Raw genomic sequence first — 22,631 nt, 5'->3', positions numbered from 1 at the left:
ATTAAACATACAGCACCATAAGAGAAAGTTTTAGAAAGAGGGTAATTAAGTGGGCATTATAAATGAAGATAGTTTCATTGAAACAGTCCACATGAAGGGATTACAAATCTCCTTAATCGCTTCCGGGGACGGAACAGAAGTTATATATCATAAGTTGGATCCTGGAGTGATGTGGGGAATCGAACCTCAGGAAGGATGGGAAGCTCTAGAATATTTGTATGTGCTTTCTGGAGAATTAATTCTTAGGTACAAAAATGAAACAAAGACAGTAAGAACAGGGGATTCTTTTTATAGGACACCTGTAGAAGAGCATTACGTATTTCAAGCAGTGGGAACAGCGGAATTTCTATATATAACTTCACAACCTTTTTTTCATCATTACAGCAAAGCCACAAAGGAATTAATGGAGCTTTCAGTTTCAATAGAGCAAAAAGACGGTTATACAAAAGATCATTGTCATCGCATAAATAAGATGTGTATGCTGGTTGGTAAAGAAATTGGTTTGAATTCGAAGCAATTAATGGTCTTGAATGTTGCATCATTTTTGCATGATGTCGGTAAGTTGCGAATCCCCTTGGAAATATTACAAAAGCCAGGGAAGTTAACCTCTGATGAATGGGAGTTAATGAAGCAACATTCAACCTTTGGAAGAGAAATCTTAGAAGAAACTGGACTTTCATTACTAACGGATGCTGGAAAAATAGTAGAACAGCACCACGAAAGATATGATGGACTGGGATATCCTAATAGAATATCAGGGAAAGACATCTCAATCGAAGCTTCAATTATATCAATAGTAGATTCTTATGATGCTATAACAACAGACCGGGTTTATAAAAAAGGTCGATTAAAAAGTGAAGCAGTAGAAGAGCTTAGGAGATGCCGTGGTACTATGTATCATCCTGAAGTGCTTGATACATTTCTAATGCTTGTACATGAAAATAAAATAAATTAATAAGGGGAGAGCTGTATGAAGAAATTAGGACTTGTTATGATGACATTTTTAATTGGTACTTTACTTACTATTAAACCAGCAGAAGCGGCATACTTATCAGAGTATGATAAATATGTAGAGGTGTCCTACGAAGAAGCAAGAAAGATTGCAGATTTATTTGGTTTACAGGATATCTCATTGGGAGAAGAAACTGCCAGGCTATCATTTGAAATGCAAGAGAGTTTAATCGCAAAAGTTGAGAAAATCCTAAATACTGAAATTGATCATTACTACATTTGGTTAACTGTTAATGGTGAACCCGTTTTAGGAATTGATCCTCCAGTTGCATTGTACAATTAATATGTTTATTAAAAAACAATTCAAAAGTTCTCTTTTTGAATTGTTTTTTTAATATACTAAAAAGTAACATAGTTCCGTTTCAAAAACATGTATTAAAGGTATTACATAAAAGTGGCCGGTTTTAAAGAAAATAAAACGGTGTTTTTATAACTTGACAGAGAAAACATATAAATTTACAGAGAGGGAAGACAGCAATGGATCCAAAATTTCAACCGCTTTTTGAAGACTTTACTTTTTCGAATGGCATATCGCTTAAAAATCGTGTCATAATGGCACCAATGACTAATTTTTCATCAAACGAGGATGGGACTGTATCTGATGCAGAAGTTGAGTATTATGCCCGCCGCTCGAAAGGCGTTAGCATGGTAATCACCGCATGCACCTATGTAACAGCTAACGGAAAAGGGTTTCATGGGGAGTTTGCAGGACATTCGGATGAGATGGTTCCGAGTTTAAAAAGGCTTGCTTCTGCGATAAAAGAGCAAGGTGCCAAAGCAGTTCTGCAAATTTTTCATGGGGGAAGAGAATGTCCCCCTGAGCTGGTGCCGGATGGTGACATTGTTTCCGCAAGTCCTGTTGCATCTGAACGCGGAGGTTCAAAGGAGCCAAGGGCACTTAGCGGGCAGGAAACAGAAGAGATAATTAAAGCATTTGGTGAGGCAACACGGCGTGCTATAGAGGCAGGGTATGACGGAGTTGAAATTCATGGAGCAAATGGCTATTTAATTCAGCAATTCTTCTCCCCGCACTCTAACCGGCGTGAAGATCAATGGGGAGGCAGTCTTGAGAAAAGAATGGCATTCCCATTGGCGATTATAGAAGAGGTAAAGAAAACTGTTTCTAAACATGCAAAAGGGCCTTTTCTTGCAGGCTACCGTTTTTCCCCGGAAGAGCCGGAAATACCAGGAATTACAATGGCTGATACTTTAGCCTTAATTGATGTTTTGGCGGAGAAGGGTCTGGATTATCTCCATGTTTCCCTGCAGGATTTTTGGTCTGAACCAAGAAGAGGAGTGGAGGAAAAACGTTCCCGCATGGAAATTATTCAGGAGCGTGTTGGACATCGCATACCAGTTATTGGTGTGGGCTCTCTATATGGTGCTGAGGAAGCCCTTCATGCATTGGAAAAGAGTGGTGTTCCTTTAATTGCATTAGGTCGGCAGCTTATAATCGATCCGGATTGGGTGGAAAAGATTCAAAGCGGGCGCGAAGAAGAAATTCTAATAAAGCTTGATAAAAATGCCCAGGATCGTTTAGTTGTTCCGGATCCGCTATGGCAGGCAATTATTAATACACCTGGCTGGTTCCCGGGTGTTGAATAGCAAAAAACCAAGGGGATTACAAAAGCTCCTTGGTTTTTTCAGTCGCTTAATAGTAAAAAGGATATGGAAAAATGAATGGGAAAGCGAAAACGTAGAATGGAAAGCGGCGTCTGCGATAGCGGCGGAATCTCCTTCTTCCGTAGCCGCCATATCCCCCATAGCCATATGTTCTTGAGTCATTTTCTTCCACATCTTCAGGTACCATCATTGTTACGCCTTCATCATCCATATCCTCTATGATGCCTTCAACTTGAGAACCATCCTTCATTTGAGCAATTACATGGTAATTCATGTATTTTTGGCATTGGCTCTTGGCGTCCCTGAAATCCTGGTCTTCACGGCTCCAAGAAACTGGCAGATTCCCATGTGCGTTAAAATAATACATAAGCATTCCTCCTTTGCATAAATAGGGTATTCACCTATATGCAAAAAAGTGAGTTGAAATAAGAAAGTTTTACCAAGGGAAATCGAAAAGAAATGGATCCCCGAAAAGAGATCCATTCTGGTTAGTTATTTATTTGGTTCAGAAGGATAGGAGATTTCTTCCAGAGCTTCTCCTGCATCGGATTCTGTCCTGTTATGGACGGCTAGGTCACCTAAAGACACGATTCCTACAAGCTTGCCGTCATCTACAATTGGAAGGCGGCGAATTTGGACATCTGCCATAATATCCGCTGCTTCTTCAGGTGTCATGGTTACTGTCCCCCTCACCGGATCGCCGGTCATTACTTGGGAAACCGGTGCATCGAGCGGCAATTCTTCTGCAAGGCCTTTTAATACAAGATCTCTGTCAGTTGCTAAGCCGATTAATTCATCTTTTTGTGTAATAGGCATTACACCAACATCCAACTCCTTCATTTTTGCTGCAACTTCCATAAGGGTAGCATTTGGTGAACAGCTTTCTACCTCTGTTGTCATCATTTCAGTTATTTTCATTTGTATTGCCTCCTTATAAGAATTTGTTATCCTGATATGAATTGATTTCCCTGTGGAAGCGGGTGCGAAACGTGATGTGAAAAATAACCAGTAATTGATAAAATAAAGATTCTATATAAAAAAAGGCATTGTTAACGCTCATGTTGATACCCTGTTGATTTGAAAGGAAGGCGCGAAACTCCAGCTGGAGAAGTGAATCGAAGGGAGAACTCCTGCATGCATAAGGTGCCCGGGGAGCGTTGGATCGCCCTCGGTTCGCTGAGCTTCCTGAGTGAATATAGATAGGCAAGTTAAACAGAGCCTAAAAAAAAGAACCCAAACCGGATTCTTATTTTTGTTATTCTTATATATTTTTTGTGTTCAGGATAAATTAACTTTTCTGCCCTGAAATAATTCTTTCCGGGTGTGAATAAACATTAAAGGTGTTTCCGCGAATAAAACCAACTGCGGTAATATTCAAATCATCTGCTAGCTTAATAGCAAGATTAGTAGGGGCGGATTTTGAAAGGATGATGCCAACTCCAATTTTTGCAGCTTTTAATAAAACTTCTGATGAAATTCTGCCGCTAAATGCGATAATTTTATCCCTGACAGGAATACGGTTTTCAATACAGTAGCCAAGGATTTTATCCAGTGCATTATGGCGTCCGATATCGGTTCTGCTTACAATTAACTCATCGGCAGAAAATAATGCGGCATTATGTACCCCTCCGGTTTCTTGGAAAGTAACACTGCCTTTCTGAAGATCCTTCATAAAAGATATACACTGAAGGGGGGTCAAAGTCATTTTGGAAGTAGAGGTTTTAGCCGTACGTGCATCATTATGGAAGTAAAATTGCCTGCTTTTTCCGCAGCATGAACCGATAAATCTTTTAGAATGGAACTCATGGCTTGCGGTGACAGTCTTAACATGTAAATCTACGTATGCATAGCCTTTGCTTTCGTCTATTTGTATATTTTTAATTTCGTCTATTTTACGGATAAAACCTTCTGAAGCCAGAAAGCCAATTGTCAGCTCCTTGATGTTGTCTGGGCTGCAAACCATAGTGGCGAACTCCTCTCCATTCAGGTGAATGGTTAAAGGGTGTTCTGTAACAATTTCATCATGAGTTTCCTGCAGAACCCCATCCTGAAATTTAACAATTTTTCTGCTGTTGCTGATTTGGCTGTCCATGTAAGCCGCCTCCTAAATTCTGTTTAACTAACAAAAATATTAGCACAAATTCTCAGTTAGGCAAGAAATTAAAATGCATCTGCACCTGTTCGCCTATTGGAATAGGTACCTGGCACCAGCTTTTTTGTTTGACAATTATAGCGATAATTGCTTAACTTATTACAGCGAATCCTAGTTTAAGCGCTTATTTAATAGATAGTAATTAGGGACAATAAATGGGTATTTGAGGGTTGGAAAGATGAATAAGTATGAAGCTGAATTTAGTAATTTAGTACGTTCCTTCAGGAAAAAGCACATGGGTAAAGGGCCAAGCCAAGTCAGAACAACTTTTTGTAAAAATTGGGCTATTTGTGAGATGGAAGGGAACCTGTCTCCTGTAGAAAAGTTTATTGCCAGTGCAGATGAAGGAAAACAAATGCTCCGTGCAGCCCGAACAGAAATGGTAAAAGAAATGTATAAGAAAAATCGTCCAGCAGAAATGGAAGAGTTTTTGCAGGCGAAACTTATCGACCTGTTTGTTGACATTGATATTGAACGTGATTTTGGGATGTCAGTTTTTGTTTTCGATCAGGACATACAAAGTAAATTCAGAAGTTAAAAGATAAAACTTTTTAGAAATTTGTCGAGTTCCTTCTATTTAAAAAGTATAAATACAATAGGCTGAAATCGTGAGTTTTCTAAATTACGGGTTCAGCCTTTTCTTTTATAATTTGAAGAAAAAACAGGAAAAATGTCTTACGGAATTGGCGAAAAAAGAGGTTTAATGTCACAAATGAAATATTTTTGTAATATTAATATTACAAGCCTGTCAAATAACGATGGTATAATCCTCCATGGAAAGACAAATTTACTAATGAGTATTCACTTAATATTTTTAAATACATAGGGCAAAAGTTTTATATAATCCATATGCTGGCGAGTTATTGGCCGGGTACATATCAGAAAGCAGGTAATAATCTTGAAAAAAGGGCTGCTCGTTTTAAATACCACAATAATGCTTGGCCTTGGAAGTGCTTTTTCTATTCCGGGCGTTCATGCTGAATCTATTAATAAATTACATAATCAAAAAAGTGAAATCCAACTGCAGCGATCAGACGTACAAGCAAGCCTTGCCAAGGCTGATCAGGAACTTGTTTCAGTATTAAAGGAAATTGCCGAACTAAATATAAAGATTCAAAGAGTAGAGAAAGCAATTGAAGATAATAATAAAATAATAGAAGAAACACAAAGTAATATTACAAGTACACAATCGGAGTTAGATAAATTAAAAGCGGAAATGGGGATCATTGAAGAAAGAATTGAAAAGCGAAGCGGAGTTTTAAAGCAGCGAGCCCAGTCGTTCCAGGAAAGTGGCGGAACAGTAGCTTATCTGGATGTTCTGCTTGGTGCGTCAAGCTTCAGTGATTTTGTTGACCGTGTTGGTGCAGTTACGACATTTGTTCAGGCAGACAAACAATTAATGCTGGAACAAGAAAAGGATAAAAGAGAACTTGAAGAGAAAAAGGCTGCAGTTGTAGCAGAGTTGTCCAAATTGACCAGCATGATGACCGAGTTTGAAGGCATGCAGGCTAATATGGTTGAACAAAAAAAGCAAAATCATTCACTAATTCAGCAGCTGAAAGAAAAAGAGAGTGGTATTGCTGAAAAGAAGGCGAAGCTTCAAAGTGAAGATAGTAAATATGCGTCATTACTTGCTGAAATAGAGCAAAGCATAGCTGCTCAAACTGCAGCTTCAACTTCAGTACGATCATCTGCAGGGACAGTACCAACATCTGTAAGCGGGAACAAATCAGGCAGCTCCAACAGTTCTGCACCTAAGCAATCAGTAAATGGAAGCAGTGCGGTTAATATAGTCACAACTGCCGGCAACAAATATATAGGCAACTCTGTTTATGTGTTTGGCGGTGGCAGAAATGCCAATGATATTACAAACGGAAGATTTGATTGCTCAGGTTTTGTTCATTGGTCTTTTGCTCAAGCAGGAATAAAGGTAGGGGCCAGCACAGATTCTTTAAAATATGCGGGACGCCAGGTTTCTGCAAGCGAAATGAAGCCGGGAGACCTTGTTTTCTTTGATACATATAAAAAAGATGGCCATGTGGGCATATATCTAGGCGGCGGAAAATTCATCGGTTCCCAAAGCTCAACAGGAGTCGCTATTGCCAATATGTCCAGCGGCTATTGGAAGAGTGTATTTAATGGCCGCGTAGTGCGCGTTATAGACTAATAGGGGAAACCTGATCACCATGCGAAAGCATGGCTGGTCAGGTTTTTTTATTTTTGGCAATTGTTGATTTTGGCATTATATTGATTGGAGCGTAAGGCGCGAGCTTCTCGAAAGTGCATTCGCATTTCCTTCGTAAGGTGTTTATTCACGGATGATTATTCAATGTCCTTCGGGAACAGTTGGTCAAAGGGAGACCACACAGGCGCATAGCACCGCGGTGGCTCACGGAGCGCAAAGGATAAGCGAGGCTTGGTGAGGAAATCAACAGCCAAAGTTTAAAAGAGCTTATTTTTTAAAAAAGTAATTCTTGCAGGAAAGGCAGCAAAATAAAAATGTAAGCCCTTCATCCTACAAGATAAACCAGAAAATAAGAAGGAAGATATAAAATACTTATAATATTAAGTGAATTCTAAATATTTTATTGATTAATATAATTTGTCATGCTTTAATAATAATTAACAAGTAACTTATCAGATATGTGATGTCTGAAATGAAAGGGGGCATGAGCGTGAATGTAAAAAAAATTTCTAATAGGAAAATTTCAGATTTGGTTGCAGAACAAATCGAAGAGATGATTGCGAAGGGTTCCTTTCAGCCCGGTGAGAAGCTTCCTTCTGTCAGAGAATTATGTGATTTATTTGGTGTTGGGCGCTCCGCTGTCAGGGATGCTTTAACATCGCTGCAGGGAAAAGGGATTGTTCAGGTTAAGCAGGGTGAAGGAACTTATATTTGTAAGTTTGATTCCTCGAAATTATTTAACAGCCACCACTTGCTTCCTGGCATTAAAGACATCCAGGAATTGTTTCAGGCCAGAAAAATGGTCGAAGCCGGCCTTGCAGAAATGGCGGCGGGAAATCGCTCGGATGAGGATCTAAGCAAAATGACTAAGTTGATTTCAGATACAGCTATCCATGGATGGGAGGAGGATTACCAATTTCACATGGCCATTGCCCATGCAGCAGGAAATGATATCCTCATCCAGTTTGTACAATTTATATCGGAAACAATGAAAAAGTCGATGATGGATTTCCACCAGTACATCCAAACACAGCCTGAAACGGCCAAAAAAATCGGGCAGCAGCATCTCGGAATCTATTTATCAATTAAAAATCAGCAGCCAGAGCAGGCACATAAAAATATGATTGAACATTTAGAACTGGTGGAGCGGCTTTTACAAATGAGTATTCTTCAGGAACAATAATGTATTTTTTTGAAATTCACGAGAAACATTGTTTGTTATTAAGAAACAATAGGTGGTGTTTGTTTTGATTGCATCAGAAACGATTAGCGAGTTAAAAACAATCCTTAGGGAAGATCAATTATCAGCATATGAAAAAGATTCCCACCCTTTTGGGAACTCAGGACATGTAAAAGCTTATCCTGAATCGGAAGAAGAAATTTCAGCAGTATTAAAATATGCCAATTCAAATGGTTTGACGATTAACATACTGGGGGGCGGAACAAAACGGGGATTTGGAGGCCTTAATGAAAAGGCAGATATTCTGCTTTCTCTTGAAAGGTTTACAGGAATAGTGGAACATACGCCTGGCGATATGACATTAACTGTAAAAGCTGGAACTCCTTTTAAAGAACTTCAGGATTATCTGTCAAAGCATCATCAAAAGATCTCACTTGACCCATTCTGGCCGGAAAGGTCTACAATTGGCGGAGTGATTGCGACAAATGAAAGCGGACCCAAAAGATTGGGATACGGATCCGCCCGTGATGCGGTTATTGGATTAAGGACAGTATATCCCGATGGCAAAGTTATCCGGTCTGGCGGAAGAGTTGTTAAAAATGTTGCCGGTTACGATATGAATAAGCTATTTATCGGATCAATGGGAACACTTGGTGTTGTCACCGAGATTACGTTAAAGCTAAGACCGCTGCCGAAAAGTGAAAGCCTGGTTCTCGTATCGTTCCCGAAAGGAAACCTGGAGCAGATAAGAACATTTACCGTTAAAGTGCTTGATTCCATGATTGAGCCAGTAACGATGGAACTATTAAACCCAGCGCTTTCAGATAAGCTTACAGGAATAAACTTTTATACTCTTGCGATAAGCTTTGAAGATGTGGAAAGTTCTGTACGATATCAGGAAAATTTTATAAAAAATATTTTGCCATCAGATGCAAATTTGACTGTAAATTCAAAGGAAGAAGCGGATTTCTTCTGGAATCGCTTTTACCAGAATAGCCCGAATGGGTCAGCTGAAGAATTGCCGGCTGAAACAGAAGCTTGCTTGAAGATTGGTACGGTTAATCTGAATGTGCTGGATGTTTTAAAGGAAACTGAGCTTTTTAAAGATATGTTTAACGTAACGGTAGAGTCACATGGAGGCTTAGGCCATGGATTGAGCCAGGTAATCATCAGAGGTGCAGCCAAGGATGTAGCCTCTGGGGTTAAGGAAGCGAGAGAGATCGCTGAAAAGGCTGGCGGATACGCCTTAGTGAAACACATTCCATTTGAACTTCGAAAAGAAGTAAATGTCTGGGGAAAGAATCCATCATACTTCAGTCTGCTGCAAGGAATTAAAACAAAAGTAGATCCACATAAAACATTAAACCCAAACAGGTTTGTAGGAGGGATTTAAGTGAGTGTCCGGGAACTCGATTTAAAACAAGATCCGCCATGCACGTCAGGATTGGGAAACTATTTATGGAGCGATCCGCCGGATGAAAAAAAATGGGCAGACTGTGTCCATTGCGGAATGTGCCTTGAATCCTGTCCTACATATGAGCAGACAGGACAGGAACAGCATTCGCCAAGAGGGCGTGTCCATCTGATTAAGTCAGTGGCTGAAGGCAAACTTCAAGTGAATGAGCAATTCATGGATCCTGTATTTCAATGCCTGGATTGCCGTGCCTGTACCACTGCTTGTCCTGCGGATGTTGATGTAGGCGGTTTGATTGAGGAAGCACGCGGGCAGATCCGCCAAGCTATGCCGTTAACAGGGGTAAAGGGAGCAGTAAGCAAGTTTTTCCTTCATGACTTATTTCCTCATCAAAATCGCTTGAACACTCTTGGAGGCCTTTTAAGGTTTTATCAAAAAAGCGGCATGCAAAAAGTGATACGTAAGACGAAGCTGATTAATATCATGCCTCAGCATCTTGTTGATATGGAATCAATCATGCCGGAAGTGAAAGAGCCTGTTAAAAAGAAATATAAAGATGTAAAGGTGATTAAAGCAAAAGGTGAAACCAAACAGGAAGTTGCCATGTTAACAGGCTGTGTGATGGATGTTATGTTCAGCGATATCAATGAATCAACTATAAATGTACTCACCAGAAATGGGAATGATGTTGTCATTCCTCAAAATCAAACCTGCTGCGGAGCACTTCATGTCCATGCCGGTGACCGGGAAATGGGAAGAAAACTGGCAAAGCAGAATATGGAGGCCTTTGAGGATTTTGATAAAGTGATCGTCAATGCAGCAGGCTGCGGATGCATGATGAAGGAATATGCCGAATTATTCAAGGAAGATCCAGAAATGCATGCTAAAGCAGAGGAATTTTCAGAGAAGGTAGAGGATATTTCGAAACATCTTCATGATACAGGATATGAAAAGCCAAAAGCTGAATTAAATACAAAAATCACTTACCATGATGCCTGCCACCTTGCACATGGACAGGGAATCCGCCAGCAGCCGAGAGACATCCTATTGGATATCCCTGGAGTTGATATGGTGCATATGCCAAACTCAGACCGCTGCTGCGGAAGTGCTGGAATCTATAATATAACGAATCCAGAGATGGCCGATGCTGTTCTAAAGAGCAAAATGGAAAATGTACCTGATGATGTAGAGATGATATCAATGGGTAATCCGGGCTGTATGCTTCAAATGGCGATGGGTGTTCAAAGATACGGGCGGAACCAGAAAATCGTTCATACCGTACAGCTTCTTGACTGGGCATATAAAAAGGAAGATGGCATGAAGGAGGGTGAATAATGAAGGCAAAGAATATTAAATCAAAGGATAAACATATTTTGAATTTGGCTGATATTGTTGGCGGCGCCAGCTCCATTCTTTATCAAAAGGAAGATCTGCTTGCATATGACTGTGACGGTTTTACCATCCACAGGCATTTACCAAAAGCAGTCGTTTTTCCGAAGGACACCCAGGAAGTCGCTGATGTTGTAAAATACTGTGCAGAAAATGATCTGCCTTTTCTTGCCAGGGGGGCAGGAACAGGACTGAGCGGCGGCGCCATACCGCTGAATGGGGAAATCATTATCAGCATGGTACGGATGAAAAAGCTTATTAGTGTGGATCTTGAAAACCGCAGGGCTGTTGTGGAACCTGGGTTTGTTAACCTGAAACTGACAAATTCAATATCAGATAAAGGCTATTATTATGCTCCCGATCCTTCCAGTCAATATTGCTGTACCATCGGCGGAAATGTTGCTGAAAATGCAGGCGGTGCCCATTGTTTGAAATATGGAGTAACTACAAATCATATTCTCGGTCTTGAAGTCGTTATGCCCAATGGAGAGATAATCGAAATCGGGAAAGACGGCATTCCGGACGCACCGGGTTATGATTTGCTGGGCCTAATTACAGGCTCGGAAGGTACACTGGGCATTGTTACTAAAATAACTGTCCGCATTCTTAAGAATCCTGAAGGAAAACAAACTGTACTCGCCTATTTTGATAATGTCGAGGATGGCAGCCAGGCGGTTTCAGATATTATTTCTGCAGGTATCGTGCCGGCTGCACTGGAGATGATGGATAAGACTGCTATTGAAGGTGTTGAAGCAGCTGCCTTCCCGGTTGGACACCCGAAAGATATTGAAGCTGTCCTGCTTATTGAAGTGGATGGAATTGCTGCAGGAATTGATGAACAAATTGAGCAGATTCTTGAGGTTTGCAGAATGCGGAATGTCCGTGAAGTCCGTGCAGCCAGGAATGAAGAAGAAAGAGCAAGATGGTGGGCGAATCGAAAGACAGGCTTTGGCGCCATGGGAGCAATATCTCCAGATTATCTAGTACAGGATGGAGTTATCCCTCGAAGCAAGCTGCCTGAAGTACTGCGCAGAATCAACCAGATCAGCGAGGAATCGGGATTAAGAATTGCGAACATTTTCCATGCAGGGGATGGAAATTTGCACCCGCTTGTCCTGTTTGATGCCCGAATACCTGGAGAATCAGAGAGAGCGCTTGAAGCTGGAAGCCTATGCCTGAAGGTGTGTGCTGATGTTGGCGGAACAATAACCGGGGAACATGGAGTCGGTATTGAGAAGAGGGAAGAGATGCGATTTGTTTTCACTGAAGATGAAATTGCAGCCCAGACAGAGATCCGTGAAGTCTTTAATCCTCGTAATCTGCTGAATGCAGGGAAACTCTTCCCGTCACCTAGCCGCTGTGTGGAGATAAAGAAAGAGATGAAAGCCCAGGCAATTTCATAAAGTAAACCGGCAGCCTCCCTTAAACGAAAGGGGGCTGGCTTAAGAATAATAAAAAGAATTACAAATTGCATGAAAATTATTGAAACGGCAAAGAAAACCATGCTATTATTTTTTTAAGAGACAGCAAGAAACAGTGTTTGGTAATAGCAAACAAAAATGTTATCAAAGAGGCAATTCTAAGGAGGAAATGACCAATGGGAAACTATGTGAAATCTGGAAACCTGCAAGTTGAAAGTGAACTCTATGCATTTATTAATTCTGAAGCTCTTCCGGGAAGCGGAATCGATCAGGAGCAATTCTGGTCTGGTTTGGAAGTGCTTATAAGCGATTTGACGCCTCAAAATAAAGCACTTCTTGCCAAGCGTGATGAAATTCAAAATCAAATTAACGCTTGGCACCGCGAAAATAAAGAATTCGATTTTAATAGCTACAAGTCATTTTTAGAGGAAATCGGCTACCTTGAACCAAAGGCAGAAGATTACAAGATCACGACAGAAAACGTGGATGATGAAGTGGCTATCCAGGCTGGCCCTCAATTAGTTGTCCCTGTTAACAATGGACGTTATGCAATCAATGCAGCAAATGCGCGCTGGGGCAGCTTATATGATGCACTTTACGGAACGGATGCCATTAGTGAAGATCATGGGGCTCACCGGGACGGAGGTTATAACCCTGTGAGAGGTGAGAAAGTTATTTCATTTGCCAGAGAATTCCTTGACCAAACAGTGCCATTAACAAGCGGATCGCATAAGGATGCTGTGCAGTACAAGGTAGAGGATGGAAAGCTTGAGGTTGTCCTTAGCAATGGGGAAACTGCAGGATTGGCAGATGAAGCGAAGTTTGCCGGCTATCAGGGTGTGGAAAATCAGCCAACAGCAGTTCTATTGAAAAATAATGGCCTGCACTTTGAAATACAAATTGACAGAAGCCATCCTATTGGAAAAACTGATGATGCTGGCGTTAAAGACGTACTTCTCGAAGCAGCTGTTACAACGATCATGGACTGTGAGGATTCTGTAACCGCAGTTGATGCAGAAGACAAGGTAATAGTATACCGCAATTGGCTTGGATTAATGAAAGGCGATCTTTCTGCAACATTTTCTAAAGGAACTAAAACAATGACACGTACTTTAAATCCTGATCGTACGTATGTATCCCCGGAAGGACAAGGTTTTTCCCTGTCAGGACGTTCACTTATGTTCGTCCGCAATGTGGGACATTTAATGTCTAACAACGCTATTTTAGATGCCAGCGGCAATGAAATTCAGGAAGGAATCCTTGATACAGTGGTAACAAGCCTTATTGCCAAGCATACGATCCTTGGAAATGGCCCTTACCAAAATTCCTCAAAAGGGTCCATCTACATTGTAAAACCGAAAATGCACGGTTCAAAAGAGGTTGCTTTCGCAAATGAATTGTTTGACCGCACAGAAGATTTGCTTGGACTTGAGCGCAATACATTAAAAATAGGTGTTATGGATGAGGAACGCCGTACTTCCTTAAATCTAAAAGCATGTATCCGTGAAGTAAAGGACCGTATTGTTTTTATTAACACAGGATTCCTGGATCGCACTGGCGATGAAATGCATACATCCATGGAAGCTGGCCCGATGATCCGCAAGAACGACATGAAATCAACTGCATGGCTTAAGGGCTATGAAAAGTCCAATGTAAACACCGGGCTTGAAACAGGCTTCCAGGGACATGCCCAAATCGGAAAGGGAATGTGGGCAATGCCGGATATGATGGCAGATATGATGGAGCAGAAAATTGGCCATCTGAATGCTGGAGCCAATACTGCATGGGTTCCATCTCCTACAGCTGCGACATTGCATGCTTTACATTACCATCAGGTTGATGTTTCGGAAGTACAAAATAAGCTTATGGAGGATACTTCTGACCTGCGCGATGATATCCTGCAAATTCCGGTTGCTGAAAATCCGCAATGGGGCCCAGAAGAAATTCAACAAGAGCTTGACAATAACGCACAAGGCATTCTTGGATATGTTGTCCGCTGGGTTGAACAGGGCATCGGCTGTTCAAAAGTTCCAGATATTAACGATATTGGTTTAATGGAAGACCGTGCGACATTAAGGATTTCCAGCCAGCATGTTGCGAACTGGCTGCACCATGGCATTTGCAAAAAAGAACAAGTGCTTGAGACTCTTAAGAAAATGGCAAAAGTTGTAGACGAACAAAATGCAGGAGATCCGGCTTATCGCCCAATGGCAGCTGACTTTGATAACTCAGTTGCATTCCAGGCAGCCTGCGACCTTGTATTTGAAGGTTATGACCAGCCAAACGGCTACACAGAGCCGATTCTGCACCGCCGCCGCCTTGAAGCAAAAGCTAAGTATGCTGTAAAACAATAAATAATTATAGGAACAGGGTATAAAAATGCCCTGTTCTTCACAGATAACCGAAGGGAGATTCAAAATGAAATTTACACGATTCGAAGCTAATTCAGCTGTACATACAGGTGTGATAGAAAATGAAACAGTTAAAGAAATTAAAGGTGATATTTTTGGAGAATGGGAGTATACAGGAAATTCTTTCTCGAAAAGCGAAATAAAGCTGCTTGCCCCGCTTGTGCCAAATCAGATTATTGGTATTGGAGCTAACTATGTATCCGCAAAAACTGATTTACCGGAAACGCTTCCTGAGATTCCAGTATTCTTTTTCAAGCCAGTTTCGTCAGTTATTGGACCAGAGGAAAACATCGTTATCCCGGAGGGCATTGAACAGGTTAAATTTGAATCGGAACTTGCTGTGGTTATCGGTAAAGAGGCTAAGGATGTACCGGAATCGGATGTGCTTGATTATGTCTTTGGCTTTACAGTAGGAAATGATGTGACAGCACCGCAATTCTTCCATAGTGACGGGCATTGGACGGTAGGAAAATCATTCGATACCTTCACTCCGCTGGGACCTGTTATTGAAACAGACCTGGATCCATTCCAAGTGAAGGTTGAGGCGAAATTAAACGGGGAAGAAAAGCAGAACAGCAGCACCGAATTAATGATTATTCCGATCCGCAAAATGATTTCTTACCTGACCAATGTGATGACACTGAAGCCAGGGGATGTCATCCTTACTGGAAGCCCAGTTGGAGCGGAGATGGTTGGTTCCGGTGATGTGATTGAGTGTAAAATTATAGAAGTAGGAACGCTTCGCAACACATTTGCTGCAGCCCGTGAAGGTGCAAAAACAGTTTAATCCATTCACATTTTCTGTATGCTATAATGTTAAAAGATAAAGGTTTATGCACCAGAGGTGAGCGTTTTTGGAAAGAGAGAATATGGTTAAATCTGTAAGCAGGGCACTTGATATCATCACGCTGGTGAGCATGAAAAAAGGCGGCCTGGGGGTTACGGAGATAGCCAAACAAATAGACATAAATAAAAGTTCCGTATACCGCATCCTGTCTACACTTGTGCAATATGGGTATATTGAACAGGATGGCGAGACAGGAAAATATAAGCTTGGCTACAAGTTCCTTGAGATCAGCTCCAAACTTCTTGAATCAATCGATTTGAGAGCGGAAGCAAGGCCTTTTCTGCAGGAGCTTGAAAATGAGACAAACGAAGTCATTCATTTAGTTGTATATGATCAGGGAGAGGTTGTATATATCGAAAAGCTTGAAGGCAATGAGACATTGAGGATGCACTCAAAGGTTGGAAAACGGGCTCCTATGCATTGCACATCTGTAGGGAAAGCCATTCTTGCATACCTGCCCTCCAGTGTGGTACTCGATATCCTGGAACGGAAAGGGATGCCGGTCCATACAGATAAAACCATTACTGAAAAAGAAGAATTTCTAAAAGAACTTAGCCAAGTTAGGCAAAAGGGGTTTGCGCTTGATCTGGAGGAAAATGAATACGGAATTACTTGTATTGCTGTTCCTATCTTTGATCATCTTGGAAAGGTGATTGCAGCTGTAAGTATATCAGGTCCTACTATGAGAATGACCGACGATAGGATGAATACGCTGAAGTCAATTATGGTTAAAACAGGAAAAGCTGTCTCCGCCCGTTTGGGGCATATCAGCCCTTTAAGTTAAATGTAGTGGCCCGATTATCTTTTATTAAAGATATATCGGGCTAATTTTTTTGCACAAAAAATATATATTAAATTTTCTTAATATTATTGAAATTACAAAAATGGGCTGTATAATTAGGTATAGGTCAAGTTGTTGTTGTATAACAAAAATACTATAGTTATATAACAATGTTTCGTGGTCCGCAACAAAATGGAATTATTGTTTGTTATTACAAAACTGAAGGGGGAAATGTTATTAATGAGTACGGGAACTTTAGCTTTTTTATCTCTTTTGCCGATTATCGCAGTGGCAGTGTTCCTGGTCGGAATGAGATGGCCTGCCAGCAAAGCAATGCCGATTTCATATCTGGTGGCAGTTGGTTTGGCACTATTTATCTGGAAAGTACCTGGAGCAAATGTCGCTGCTGCTTCGATTAATGGCCTAGTTGTTGCAGGAACTTTGCTGTACATTATTTTTGGTGCGATTTTACTTCTCAATACTTTGCAGGAAAGCGGTGGCATTAAAACAATCCGCCAGGGATTCACCGATATTTCTGCAGACCGGCGTATTCAGGTAATTATTATTGCTTGGCTGTTTGGATCATTTATTGAAGGAGCATCCGGCTTTGGTACACCTGCGGCTGTAGCAGTTCCGCTTTTAGTAGGATTAGGTTTTCCGGCAATGGCTGCTGTTGTTGCTGGAATGGTAATCCAAAGTACACCAGTTTCATTTGGTGCTGTAGGAACTCCTATTCTGGTAGGTGTACAAACAGGCTTATCAGCTGACTCAAGCATCACTGACAATTTCCTCGTACTAGTAACACAAATTGCCGGCCAGGTTGCAATCCTACATATGATTGCAGGCACATTGGTTCCTTTATTTGTTGTAGCATTAATGACAAGATTTTTTGGTAAAAACAAATCCTTCTCAGAAGGAATTAAGGTGTGGAAATTCGCTTTATTTGCTTCTTTTGCAATGACAATTCCATATGTAATCGTTGCAAATGTCCTTGGACCGGAATTCCCATCAATGGTAGGGGGATTAGTCGGTTTGGCAGTGGTAGTTACTGCAGCTAAAAAAGGTTTCCTTATGCCTGCTAAGGATCAGATTTGGGACTTTGAAGAAAAGTCTAAATGGGACCCTGAGTGGAGCGGAAAACTGGAAATTAAAGATATTGCACATAAAAGCGGCAATATGAGTATGGTTAAAGCCTGGGCTCCATACGTACTAGTAGGATTATTCCTTGTTTTGACAAGGTTGAAAACGCTTCCTTTCTTAGGTTGGATGCAATCATGGACTGTTAAGTTCGAAAATATCTTTGATTCTGGAATTACATCCAGCTTCCAGCCTTTATATTTGCCTGGCACGATTTTTATTCTTGTATCCCTAATCACCTATTTTTTACATGGTATGAATGGAAGCGGATACAAACGGGCCTGGGGTCAATCATTTAAAACAACAATTGCAGCTTCTACTGCCCTAATTTTTACCGTTCCGATGGTTCAAGTGTTTCTTAACTCAGGAGGCGGTGCAGCAGGTTTTGATAAAATGCCAATAGAGTTAGCAAATGGTGTTGCCGCTCTTGCCGGCGATTATTGGCCATTATTCTCAACATTCATAGGCGGGCTTGGTGCTTTTATTGCAGGAAGTAATACTGTTAGTAACATGATGTTCTCCTTATTCCAGTACGATGTTGGATCACAAATTGGTGTTGATGCAACATGGATTGTGGCCCTTCAGGCAGTTGGCGGTGCAGCAGGAAATATGATCTGTGTCCATAATGTTGTTGCAGCATCAGCAGTCGTTGGTCTTGTTGGTAAAGAAGGAGCTGTTATCCGAAAAACCTTGTTCCCATTTTTCTATTACGCACTATTAGCAGGTTCAGTCGGATACTCGATTGTTTGGTATTCACAAAAAGGCATATTTAACCTGGGTTCATTTATTGCGGTTGGTATAGCCGTTGCAGCTGTATATATTATTGCAACAAACAACAGACGCTCCAACATGATTTTGCCTCCTCCTTCAGTGAATGTAAAGTCTGCTAAATAAGGTCTTTTCTAACTGGCTTAGCTCTTATGCTAAGCCAGTTTTTTAATGGATTATTAGAGATATGAAGAAAATTTTCCATAACCCTATTTTCTTTTCCTATTTCTTGTAATATAATCTAACTGTATTAACTGTACTATGTATCATAGTACACTGTATACAGATGGGAGGGTTAGCATGTTTGAATTGGACGTAAGGAGCCGGAAGCCCATATATGAACAATTGGTTGAACGGTTAAAAGAGCTGATCATAACAGAGGTTTTAAAGGCTGATGAACAGCTGCCTTCCGTAAGAACGCTGGCCCAGCAGCTGACGATCAATCCTAATACCATTCAAAAGGCGTACAGGGAACTTGAATCCCAAAGCTATATCTATTCTATTAAAGGAAAAGGGAGCTTTGTCAGTCCTGCAACTCCAAAGCAAAACAGTGAAAAAATCGTAAAAGTGAAAAATGAGCTTTCGAAGCTCCTTTCAGAAGCATTGTACCTCGGCATTACAGCTGATGAATTATTCAAGATGATCAAAGAGATAGAAACAACCGTAGGGGGAGGGATAGAAAGTGATCAAAATCAGTAATGCCCGAAAATCTTTTGAGGAATTGGAAGCTGTCGAAAAGGTTAGCATTCATGTGAACAAAGGATCTATTTATGGATTGCTTGGTTCCAATGGAGCCGGGAAAACAACGCTTTTAAAGCTATTGTCCGGCATTTATGTACAGGACGAAGGATCAGTTACGATTGATGGCCAGCCGGTCTTTGATAACACGGCCATTAAGGAGAAGATCTTTTTTATCCAGGATAATCCCTTTTTTCTGCCACAATATACAGTCAAGCAAATGGCACAGTTTTATAAGAGCATATACAGCCGATGGAATGATGCTCGTTTTGAAGAACTGGCTGCTATTTTTGAAATGGATGTACATAAAAAGATCCATAAATTTTCGAAAGGAATCCAGAGGCAAGCTGCATTCATTCTTGCTTTGTCCGCAAGGCCAGAAATTCTTATTCTTGATGAGCCAATGGATGGCCTGGATCCCGTTATGAGAAAAAAGGTTAAAAGCCTGCTCATTGACGAGGTGGCAGAAAGGGAAATGACCATTTTGATTTCCTCTCATAATTTACGGGAAGTGGAAGATTTATGTGATTACATAGGCATTATGCATAAAGGCCGGATCATATTGGAAAAAGACTTGGATGATCTAAAATCGGATACCCATAAAATTCAGGTAGCTTTTAAAGGGCCTGTACCTGCCATCTTTGATTCTATGAAACTACTGCATAAAGAAAAAAGAGGGAGCATCATGATTTGCATCGTAAAGGGAGATGCAGAGGAAATCTCCGCATATGTTGAACAATTTAAACCTGTCATTCTTGACGTGCTTCCCCTTACGCTGGAAGAAATTTTTATTTATGAAATGGGGGATGTTGGATATGCCGTCCAAAATATCCTTGGTTAATAAAGAAATTTGGAAAATCATCACCAGGAGTATTGGCTGGGTTTCGATTATCTACTTTTTAGGGCTGTTTTTTTCCATTCCGCTTGAGATTCTGATGACCGTTTCAGAGGAACAGCGTAAATTCATAGATATTGACAATCTGTTTCAATATCATTTTCAGATTCAGATTATCTTAAACATGAGCATACCAGTGCTTATGGCAGTCTTTTTATTCCGGTTTCTTCAGGTGAAACAGTATAGTGATTTAATGCATAGCCTTCCAGTTAAAAGAGAAGCCATATTTCATCAATATGCCATCATTGGAGTTATTCTTTTAATTTTGCCAGTTCTGCTCATTGCCATTATCGTGCTGATTCTTTATCAGCCGTTCTTTTTGTATGATTTTTATAACATTGGTGAAATTTTTAAATGGCTGGGCATAACCCTTATGTACAACATCTTAATCTACTTGGCCGGTATTTTTGTAGGAATGGTTTCTGGTTTATCTGCGGTACAGGGAGCGTTAACATATATTATATTGTTGCTCCCAGTTGGCCTGATTATTTTGCTGGCTTTTAATTTGCCTTTCTACTTATATGGTTATCCGAGTCAATATTATTTAGAGAGCAAGTTTGAGAAGTTTTCCCCTTTGGTTTCTTTAGCACAAATCAATTACCGTGTATCTGGAGCACCCGAAATTGCGGTTTATCTCATTCTTATACTCTCCCTGTACTGGCTCAGTTTGTGGGTTTATAAAAAGAGAAAGCTGGAGGGTGTTTCCCAGGCGCTTGTATTTCCGATTACTAAACCAATTTTTAAATATGGAACCACATTTTGCACCATGCTACTTGGAGGAATGTACTTTGGCGAGATGCGAGGCGGCATGGGATGGCTTATTGCAGGATATGTGTTCGGAGCGCTGATCGGATATGTGATAGCAGAAATGGTTTTGCAAAAATCCTGGCGTGTAACTATCCACCTTAAAGGGCTGATGATTTATACAGCTGCAATGGCCGTTTTGTTCATACTTTTTCAATTTGACTTTACCCAATACGAAAAAAACATACCCGCAGCTAAAGAAATTGAGCAGGTCCATTTTAGTGAAAGTTATTATCTTTATAGTGACATTGATAGGGATGAGCCTTTATATCTAAGAGAATATGAAAATATTGACCTGGTCAGAAGGCTTCATAAAGAGATTGTTGAAAATAAAAATATTGATCACAGGGAGTCCAATGACCAAGATACTGCCTTTATCGTGTATGAGCTGAAAAATGGCGAAAAAATTGTTCGAAATTACAAAATAGATAAAACGAAATACAGACCATTTTATAAGCTTATCTATGAATCGGATGAATATAAAACAGCAACAAACGAAATCTACAAAGTCGAAGCAGATGAAACTACCAAAATCACCATTACTCCTTCCGGTCCTGTTAGTAAGCGGGCTACCATCACAGATCCTGATGAGCTAAAAGAAGCGGTTGAGATTTTGACTGAAGAAGTGGATTCAGCAGCCTATGAAGACAGCCAAAATCATGTTGAGCCGTATGCCTATATCGAGATTTTCTATGGCGACAGCAAGAAAGCCTACATGCAATGGAATCCTTCCTATACAAAGTTTGAAAAATGGCTTAAGGAAAACTCGCTGCTGGAGGAGGCGAGAGTAACAAGTAACGATATTTCATATGCCCTGGTTATGAAAGCAGAGGACCTTGAGATTAATCATGCAAGAGGTTTTTCATATGAGGACATTTTTGAAGATATGAAACAAAGCAACCTGGCAATGAAGATTACCAATAAAGAACAAATTGAGAGCAGTCTTAAAAACGCAAGAGGTTTTATAGATGGAGAATATTTAATTGCCTTCTATTTTGAAGAACAAAGAGCGATTGATATTAAAAACTTCAATGGAGAAAACGTGCCAGACTTCATTAAAAACCATTTTGAATAGAAGCTAGGTAAGCTGGAAAGAGAGGGGGATGAGAGTGACTAAACGTTCATTGGATATGAGTGAAATTTGCAATCTGTACAATAAACGGCTCTTTCATATAGCTTACTGCATTACCCGTGATCACTATCTTGCACAGGATGTTGTGCAGGAAACACTCATTAAGGCATTTGAAAAAATAGATACCATTGAGGATCAGAAAAAATTGGGGGCATGGCTATCGGCGATTGCAACCAGAACAGCGATCGATTTTGTCCGAAAAGAAAGAAGGACATACGAGAGAATAGCAGATTGTATCGATTTGGAAAATTGTCTGGAAAGAAATCATCTCGATGCCGGGCAGGAAGCAGAGATGAACATGCTGCAGGAACAGATATACGCATATGTCGATTCCCTCTCACCCGATCAAAAAAGAGTGTTCCTGCTTAAGGTTAATCACGGATTAAAAGAAAGAGAAATTGCCGATATTCTTCAATTGAACCCGAATACAGTTAAAACAAAAATATTTCGGGTCAGAAAACAGCTGAGAGAAATGCTGGGAGATCGGTATTCTGCCTGATTTTAAAAAAACAGCTTCTGAAAAGGGAGCTGTTTTTTATTTTTCATTGGAACAGATGCTGATAAAATCCATAACTTGATGATAAATCATTTTAAACAAGAAAATCAAAAAAAATGCTGGAAAAATCAATAGATTGCCGCTGACTTATCCCAAAAATCTTATATTCTATTAATAATTCTCCGAAAGTAGGCCAGGAAGTCCATGCTTCTGTAACCTTTTTTGATCAAAAAGATCCGATGCAAAC

20 protein-coding genes are annotated in these 22,631 nt (G+C 40.4%); 17 read left to right on the top strand and 3 right to left on the bottom strand.

Translation table 11 applies throughout. From position 1 onward, the window contains the following. The first annotated feature begins 49 nt into the window (after positions 1–49). From DFO73_RS13580 to DFO73_RS13570, 3 genes are all read left to right on the top strand, one after another. Entirely contained in the window at positions 50–955 is a 906-nt protein-coding gene (locus DFO73_RS13580) for an HD domain-containing phosphohydrolase (protein ID WP_110065275.1), read from the top strand. Between the two features lie 15 nt (positions 956–970). Next, a complete protein-coding gene (locus DFO73_RS13575; RefSeq protein WP_110065274.1) occupies positions 971–1,294 on the top strand; it encodes an 8-amino-7-oxononanoate synthase in 324 nt (107 codons plus the stop codon). 194 nt (positions 1,295–1,488) lie between these two features. Next, entirely contained in the window at positions 1,489–2,616 is a 1,128-nt protein-coding gene (locus DFO73_RS13570; RefSeq protein WP_110065273.1) for an NADH-dependent flavin oxidoreductase, read from the top strand. Between the two features lie 46 nt (positions 2,617–2,662). On the opposite strand, the gene DFO73_RS13565 is transcribed toward DFO73_RS13570, so the two are convergent. The 3 genes from DFO73_RS13565 to fdhD all read right to left on the bottom strand — a co-directional run bounded on the left by DFO73_RS13565 (position 2,663) and on the right by fdhD (position 4,726). Beyond that, complete coding sequence (locus DFO73_RS13565; protein ID WP_258309473.1) at positions 2,663–3,001, bottom strand: hypothetical protein; 339 nt, start codon at positions 2,999–3,001, stop codon at positions 2,663–2,665. A gap of 125 nt (positions 3,002–3,126) precedes the next feature. Next, positions 3,127–3,552, bottom strand: coding sequence for a CBS domain-containing protein (locus DFO73_RS13560; RefSeq protein WP_110065272.1), 426 nt, complete (start codon positions 3,550–3,552; stop codon positions 3,127–3,129). A gap of 370 nt (positions 3,553–3,922) precedes the next feature. After that, positions 3,923–4,726: a formate dehydrogenase accessory sulfurtransferase FdhD gene (gene fdhD, locus DFO73_RS13555; protein WP_110065271.1), complete on the bottom strand. Its 804-nt coding sequence runs from the start codon at positions 4,724–4,726 to the stop codon at positions 3,923–3,925. Between the two features lie 238 nt (positions 4,727–4,964). Here fdhD and DFO73_RS13550 point away from each other — a divergent pair, with 238 nt between their 5' ends. The 14 genes from DFO73_RS13550 (at position 4,965) to DFO73_RS13485 (ending at position 22,387) form a co-directional block, all read left to right on the top strand. After that, positions 4,965–5,324 (top strand): DUF2294 domain-containing protein, encoded by a 360-nt coding sequence (locus DFO73_RS13550; protein ID WP_110065270.1) that lies wholly within the window; start codon positions 4,965–4,967, stop codon positions 5,322–5,324. Between the two features lie 360 nt (positions 5,325–5,684). Further along, the gene (locus tag DFO73_RS13545; protein ID WP_110065269.1) at positions 5,685–6,953 is read left to right on the top strand and encodes a coiled-coil domain-containing protein; all 1,269 of its coding nucleotides are present in this window, start codon (positions 5,685–5,687) and stop codon (positions 6,951–6,953) included. A 502-nt stretch (positions 6,954–7,455) separates the two neighbouring features. After that, positions 7,456–8,154: a FadR/GntR family transcriptional regulator gene (locus DFO73_RS13540; RefSeq protein ID WP_309043169.1), complete on the top strand. Its 699-nt coding sequence runs from the start codon at positions 7,456–7,458 to the stop codon at positions 8,152–8,154. Positions 8,155–8,218: 64 nt separating this feature from the next. Continuing rightward, the gene (locus tag DFO73_RS13535) at positions 8,219–9,544 is read left to right on the top strand and encodes an FAD-binding oxidoreductase (protein WP_110065267.1); all 1,326 of its coding nucleotides are present in this window, start codon (positions 8,219–8,221) and stop codon (positions 9,542–9,544) included. Then, positions 9,545–10,900 carry a (Fe-S)-binding protein gene (locus DFO73_RS13530; RefSeq protein ID WP_110065266.1) on the top strand — a complete coding sequence of 452 codons (1,356 nt, stop codon included), beginning with the start codon at positions 9,545–9,547 and terminating at the stop codon, positions 10,898–10,900. Continuing rightward, a complete protein-coding gene (locus tag DFO73_RS13525; protein ID WP_110065265.1) occupies positions 10,900–12,357 on the top strand; it encodes an FAD-binding oxidoreductase in 1,458 nt (485 codons plus the stop codon). The genes DFO73_RS13530 and DFO73_RS13525 overlap by 1 nt, the downstream gene beginning before the upstream one ends. 194 nt (positions 12,358–12,551) lie before the next feature. Continuing rightward, a complete protein-coding gene (locus DFO73_RS13520; protein WP_110065264.1) occupies positions 12,552–14,729 on the top strand; it encodes a malate synthase G in 2,178 nt (725 codons plus the stop codon). Between the two features lie 64 nt (positions 14,730–14,793). Beyond that, on the top strand, positions 14,794–15,573 hold the full coding sequence (locus DFO73_RS13515) for a fumarylacetoacetate hydrolase family protein (RefSeq protein ID WP_110065263.1): 780 nt from the start codon (positions 14,794–14,796) through the stop codon (positions 15,571–15,573). A 67-nt stretch (positions 15,574–15,640) separates the two neighbouring features. Then, complete coding sequence (locus tag DFO73_RS13510; RefSeq protein WP_110065262.1) at positions 15,641–16,417, top strand: IclR family transcriptional regulator; 777 nt, start codon at positions 15,641–15,643, stop codon at positions 16,415–16,417. A gap of 237 nt (positions 16,418–16,654) precedes the next feature. Next, entirely contained in the window at positions 16,655–18,445 is a 1,791-nt protein-coding gene (locus DFO73_RS13505) for an L-lactate permease (RefSeq protein ID WP_110065261.1), read from the top strand. Positions 18,446–18,619: 174 nt separating this feature from the next. After that, on the top strand, positions 18,620–19,018 hold the full coding sequence (locus DFO73_RS13500) for a GntR family transcriptional regulator (protein ID WP_110065260.1): 399 nt from the start codon (positions 18,620–18,622) through the stop codon (positions 19,016–19,018). Further along, a complete protein-coding gene (locus DFO73_RS13495) occupies positions 19,002–19,898 on the top strand; it encodes an ABC transporter ATP-binding protein (RefSeq protein ID WP_110065259.1) in 897 nt (298 codons plus the stop codon). The genes DFO73_RS13500 and DFO73_RS13495 overlap by 17 nt, the downstream gene beginning before the upstream one ends. Next, positions 19,873–21,831 (top strand): DUF6449 domain-containing protein, encoded by a 1,959-nt coding sequence (locus tag DFO73_RS13490; protein WP_258309471.1) that lies wholly within the window; start codon positions 19,873–19,875, stop codon positions 21,829–21,831. The genes DFO73_RS13495 and DFO73_RS13490 overlap by 26 nt, the downstream gene beginning before the upstream one ends. 34 nt (positions 21,832–21,865) lie before the next feature. Next, positions 21,866–22,387, top strand: coding sequence for an RNA polymerase sigma factor (locus tag DFO73_RS13485; protein WP_258309470.1), 522 nt, complete (start codon positions 21,866–21,868; stop codon positions 22,385–22,387). Positions 22,388–22,631 lie beyond the last annotated feature (244 nt).

Origin of the sequence: Cytobacillus oceanisediminis, from assembly GCF_003182355.1 — a bacterium.
In the GTDB taxonomy this organism is placed as follows: Bacteria; Bacillota; Bacilli; order Bacillales; family Cytobacillaceae; genus Cytobacillus; species Cytobacillus oceanisediminis_A.
The sequence above is the reverse complement of the archived record's forward strand: the minus strand, read 5'-3'. Positions and strand labels throughout refer to the sequence as shown.

Coding starts and splice junctions, on each gene's coding strand:
- DFO73_RS13520 (WP_110065264.1), top strand. CDS start 12,552: ATGGGAAACTATGTGAAATCTGGAAACCTGCAAGTTGAAAGTGAACTC.
- DFO73_RS13525 (WP_110065265.1), top strand. CDS start 10,900: ATGAAGGCAAAGAATATTAAATCAAAGGATAAACATATTTTGAATTTG.
- DFO73_RS13565 (WP_258309473.1), bottom strand. CDS start 3,001: ATGTATTATTTTAACGCACATGGGAATCTGCCAGTTTCTTGGAGCCGT.
- DFO73_RS13505 (WP_110065261.1), top strand. CDS start 16,655: ATGAGTACGGGAACTTTAGCTTTTTTATCTCTTTTGCCGATTATCGCA.
- DFO73_RS13540 (WP_309043169.1), top strand. CDS start 7,456: ATGAGCGTGAATGTAAAAAAAATTTCTAATAGGAAAATTTCAGATTTG.
- fdhD (WP_110065271.1), bottom strand. CDS start 4,726: ATGGACAGCCAAATCAGCAACAGCAGAAAAATTGTTAAATTTCAGGAT.
- DFO73_RS13515 (WP_110065263.1), top strand. CDS start 14,794: ATGAAATTTACACGATTCGAAGCTAATTCAGCTGTACATACAGGTGTG.
- DFO73_RS13560 (WP_110065272.1), bottom strand. CDS start 3,552: ATGAAAATAACTGAAATGATGACAACAGAGGTAGAAAGCTGTTCACCA.
- DFO73_RS13550 (WP_110065270.1), top strand. CDS start 4,965: ATGAATAAGTATGAAGCTGAATTTAGTAATTTAGTACGTTCCTTCAGG.
- DFO73_RS13570 (WP_110065273.1), top strand. CDS start 1,489: ATGGATCCAAAATTTCAACCGCTTTTTGAAGACTTTACTTTTTCGAAT.
- DFO73_RS13500 (WP_110065260.1), top strand. CDS start 18,620: ATGTTTGAATTGGACGTAAGGAGCCGGAAGCCCATATATGAACAATTG.
- DFO73_RS13575 (WP_110065274.1), top strand. CDS start 971: ATGAAGAAATTAGGACTTGTTATGATGACATTTTTAATTGGTACTTTA.
- DFO73_RS13490 (WP_258309471.1), top strand. CDS start 19,873: ATGCCGTCCAAAATATCCTTGGTTAATAAAGAAATTTGGAAAATCATC.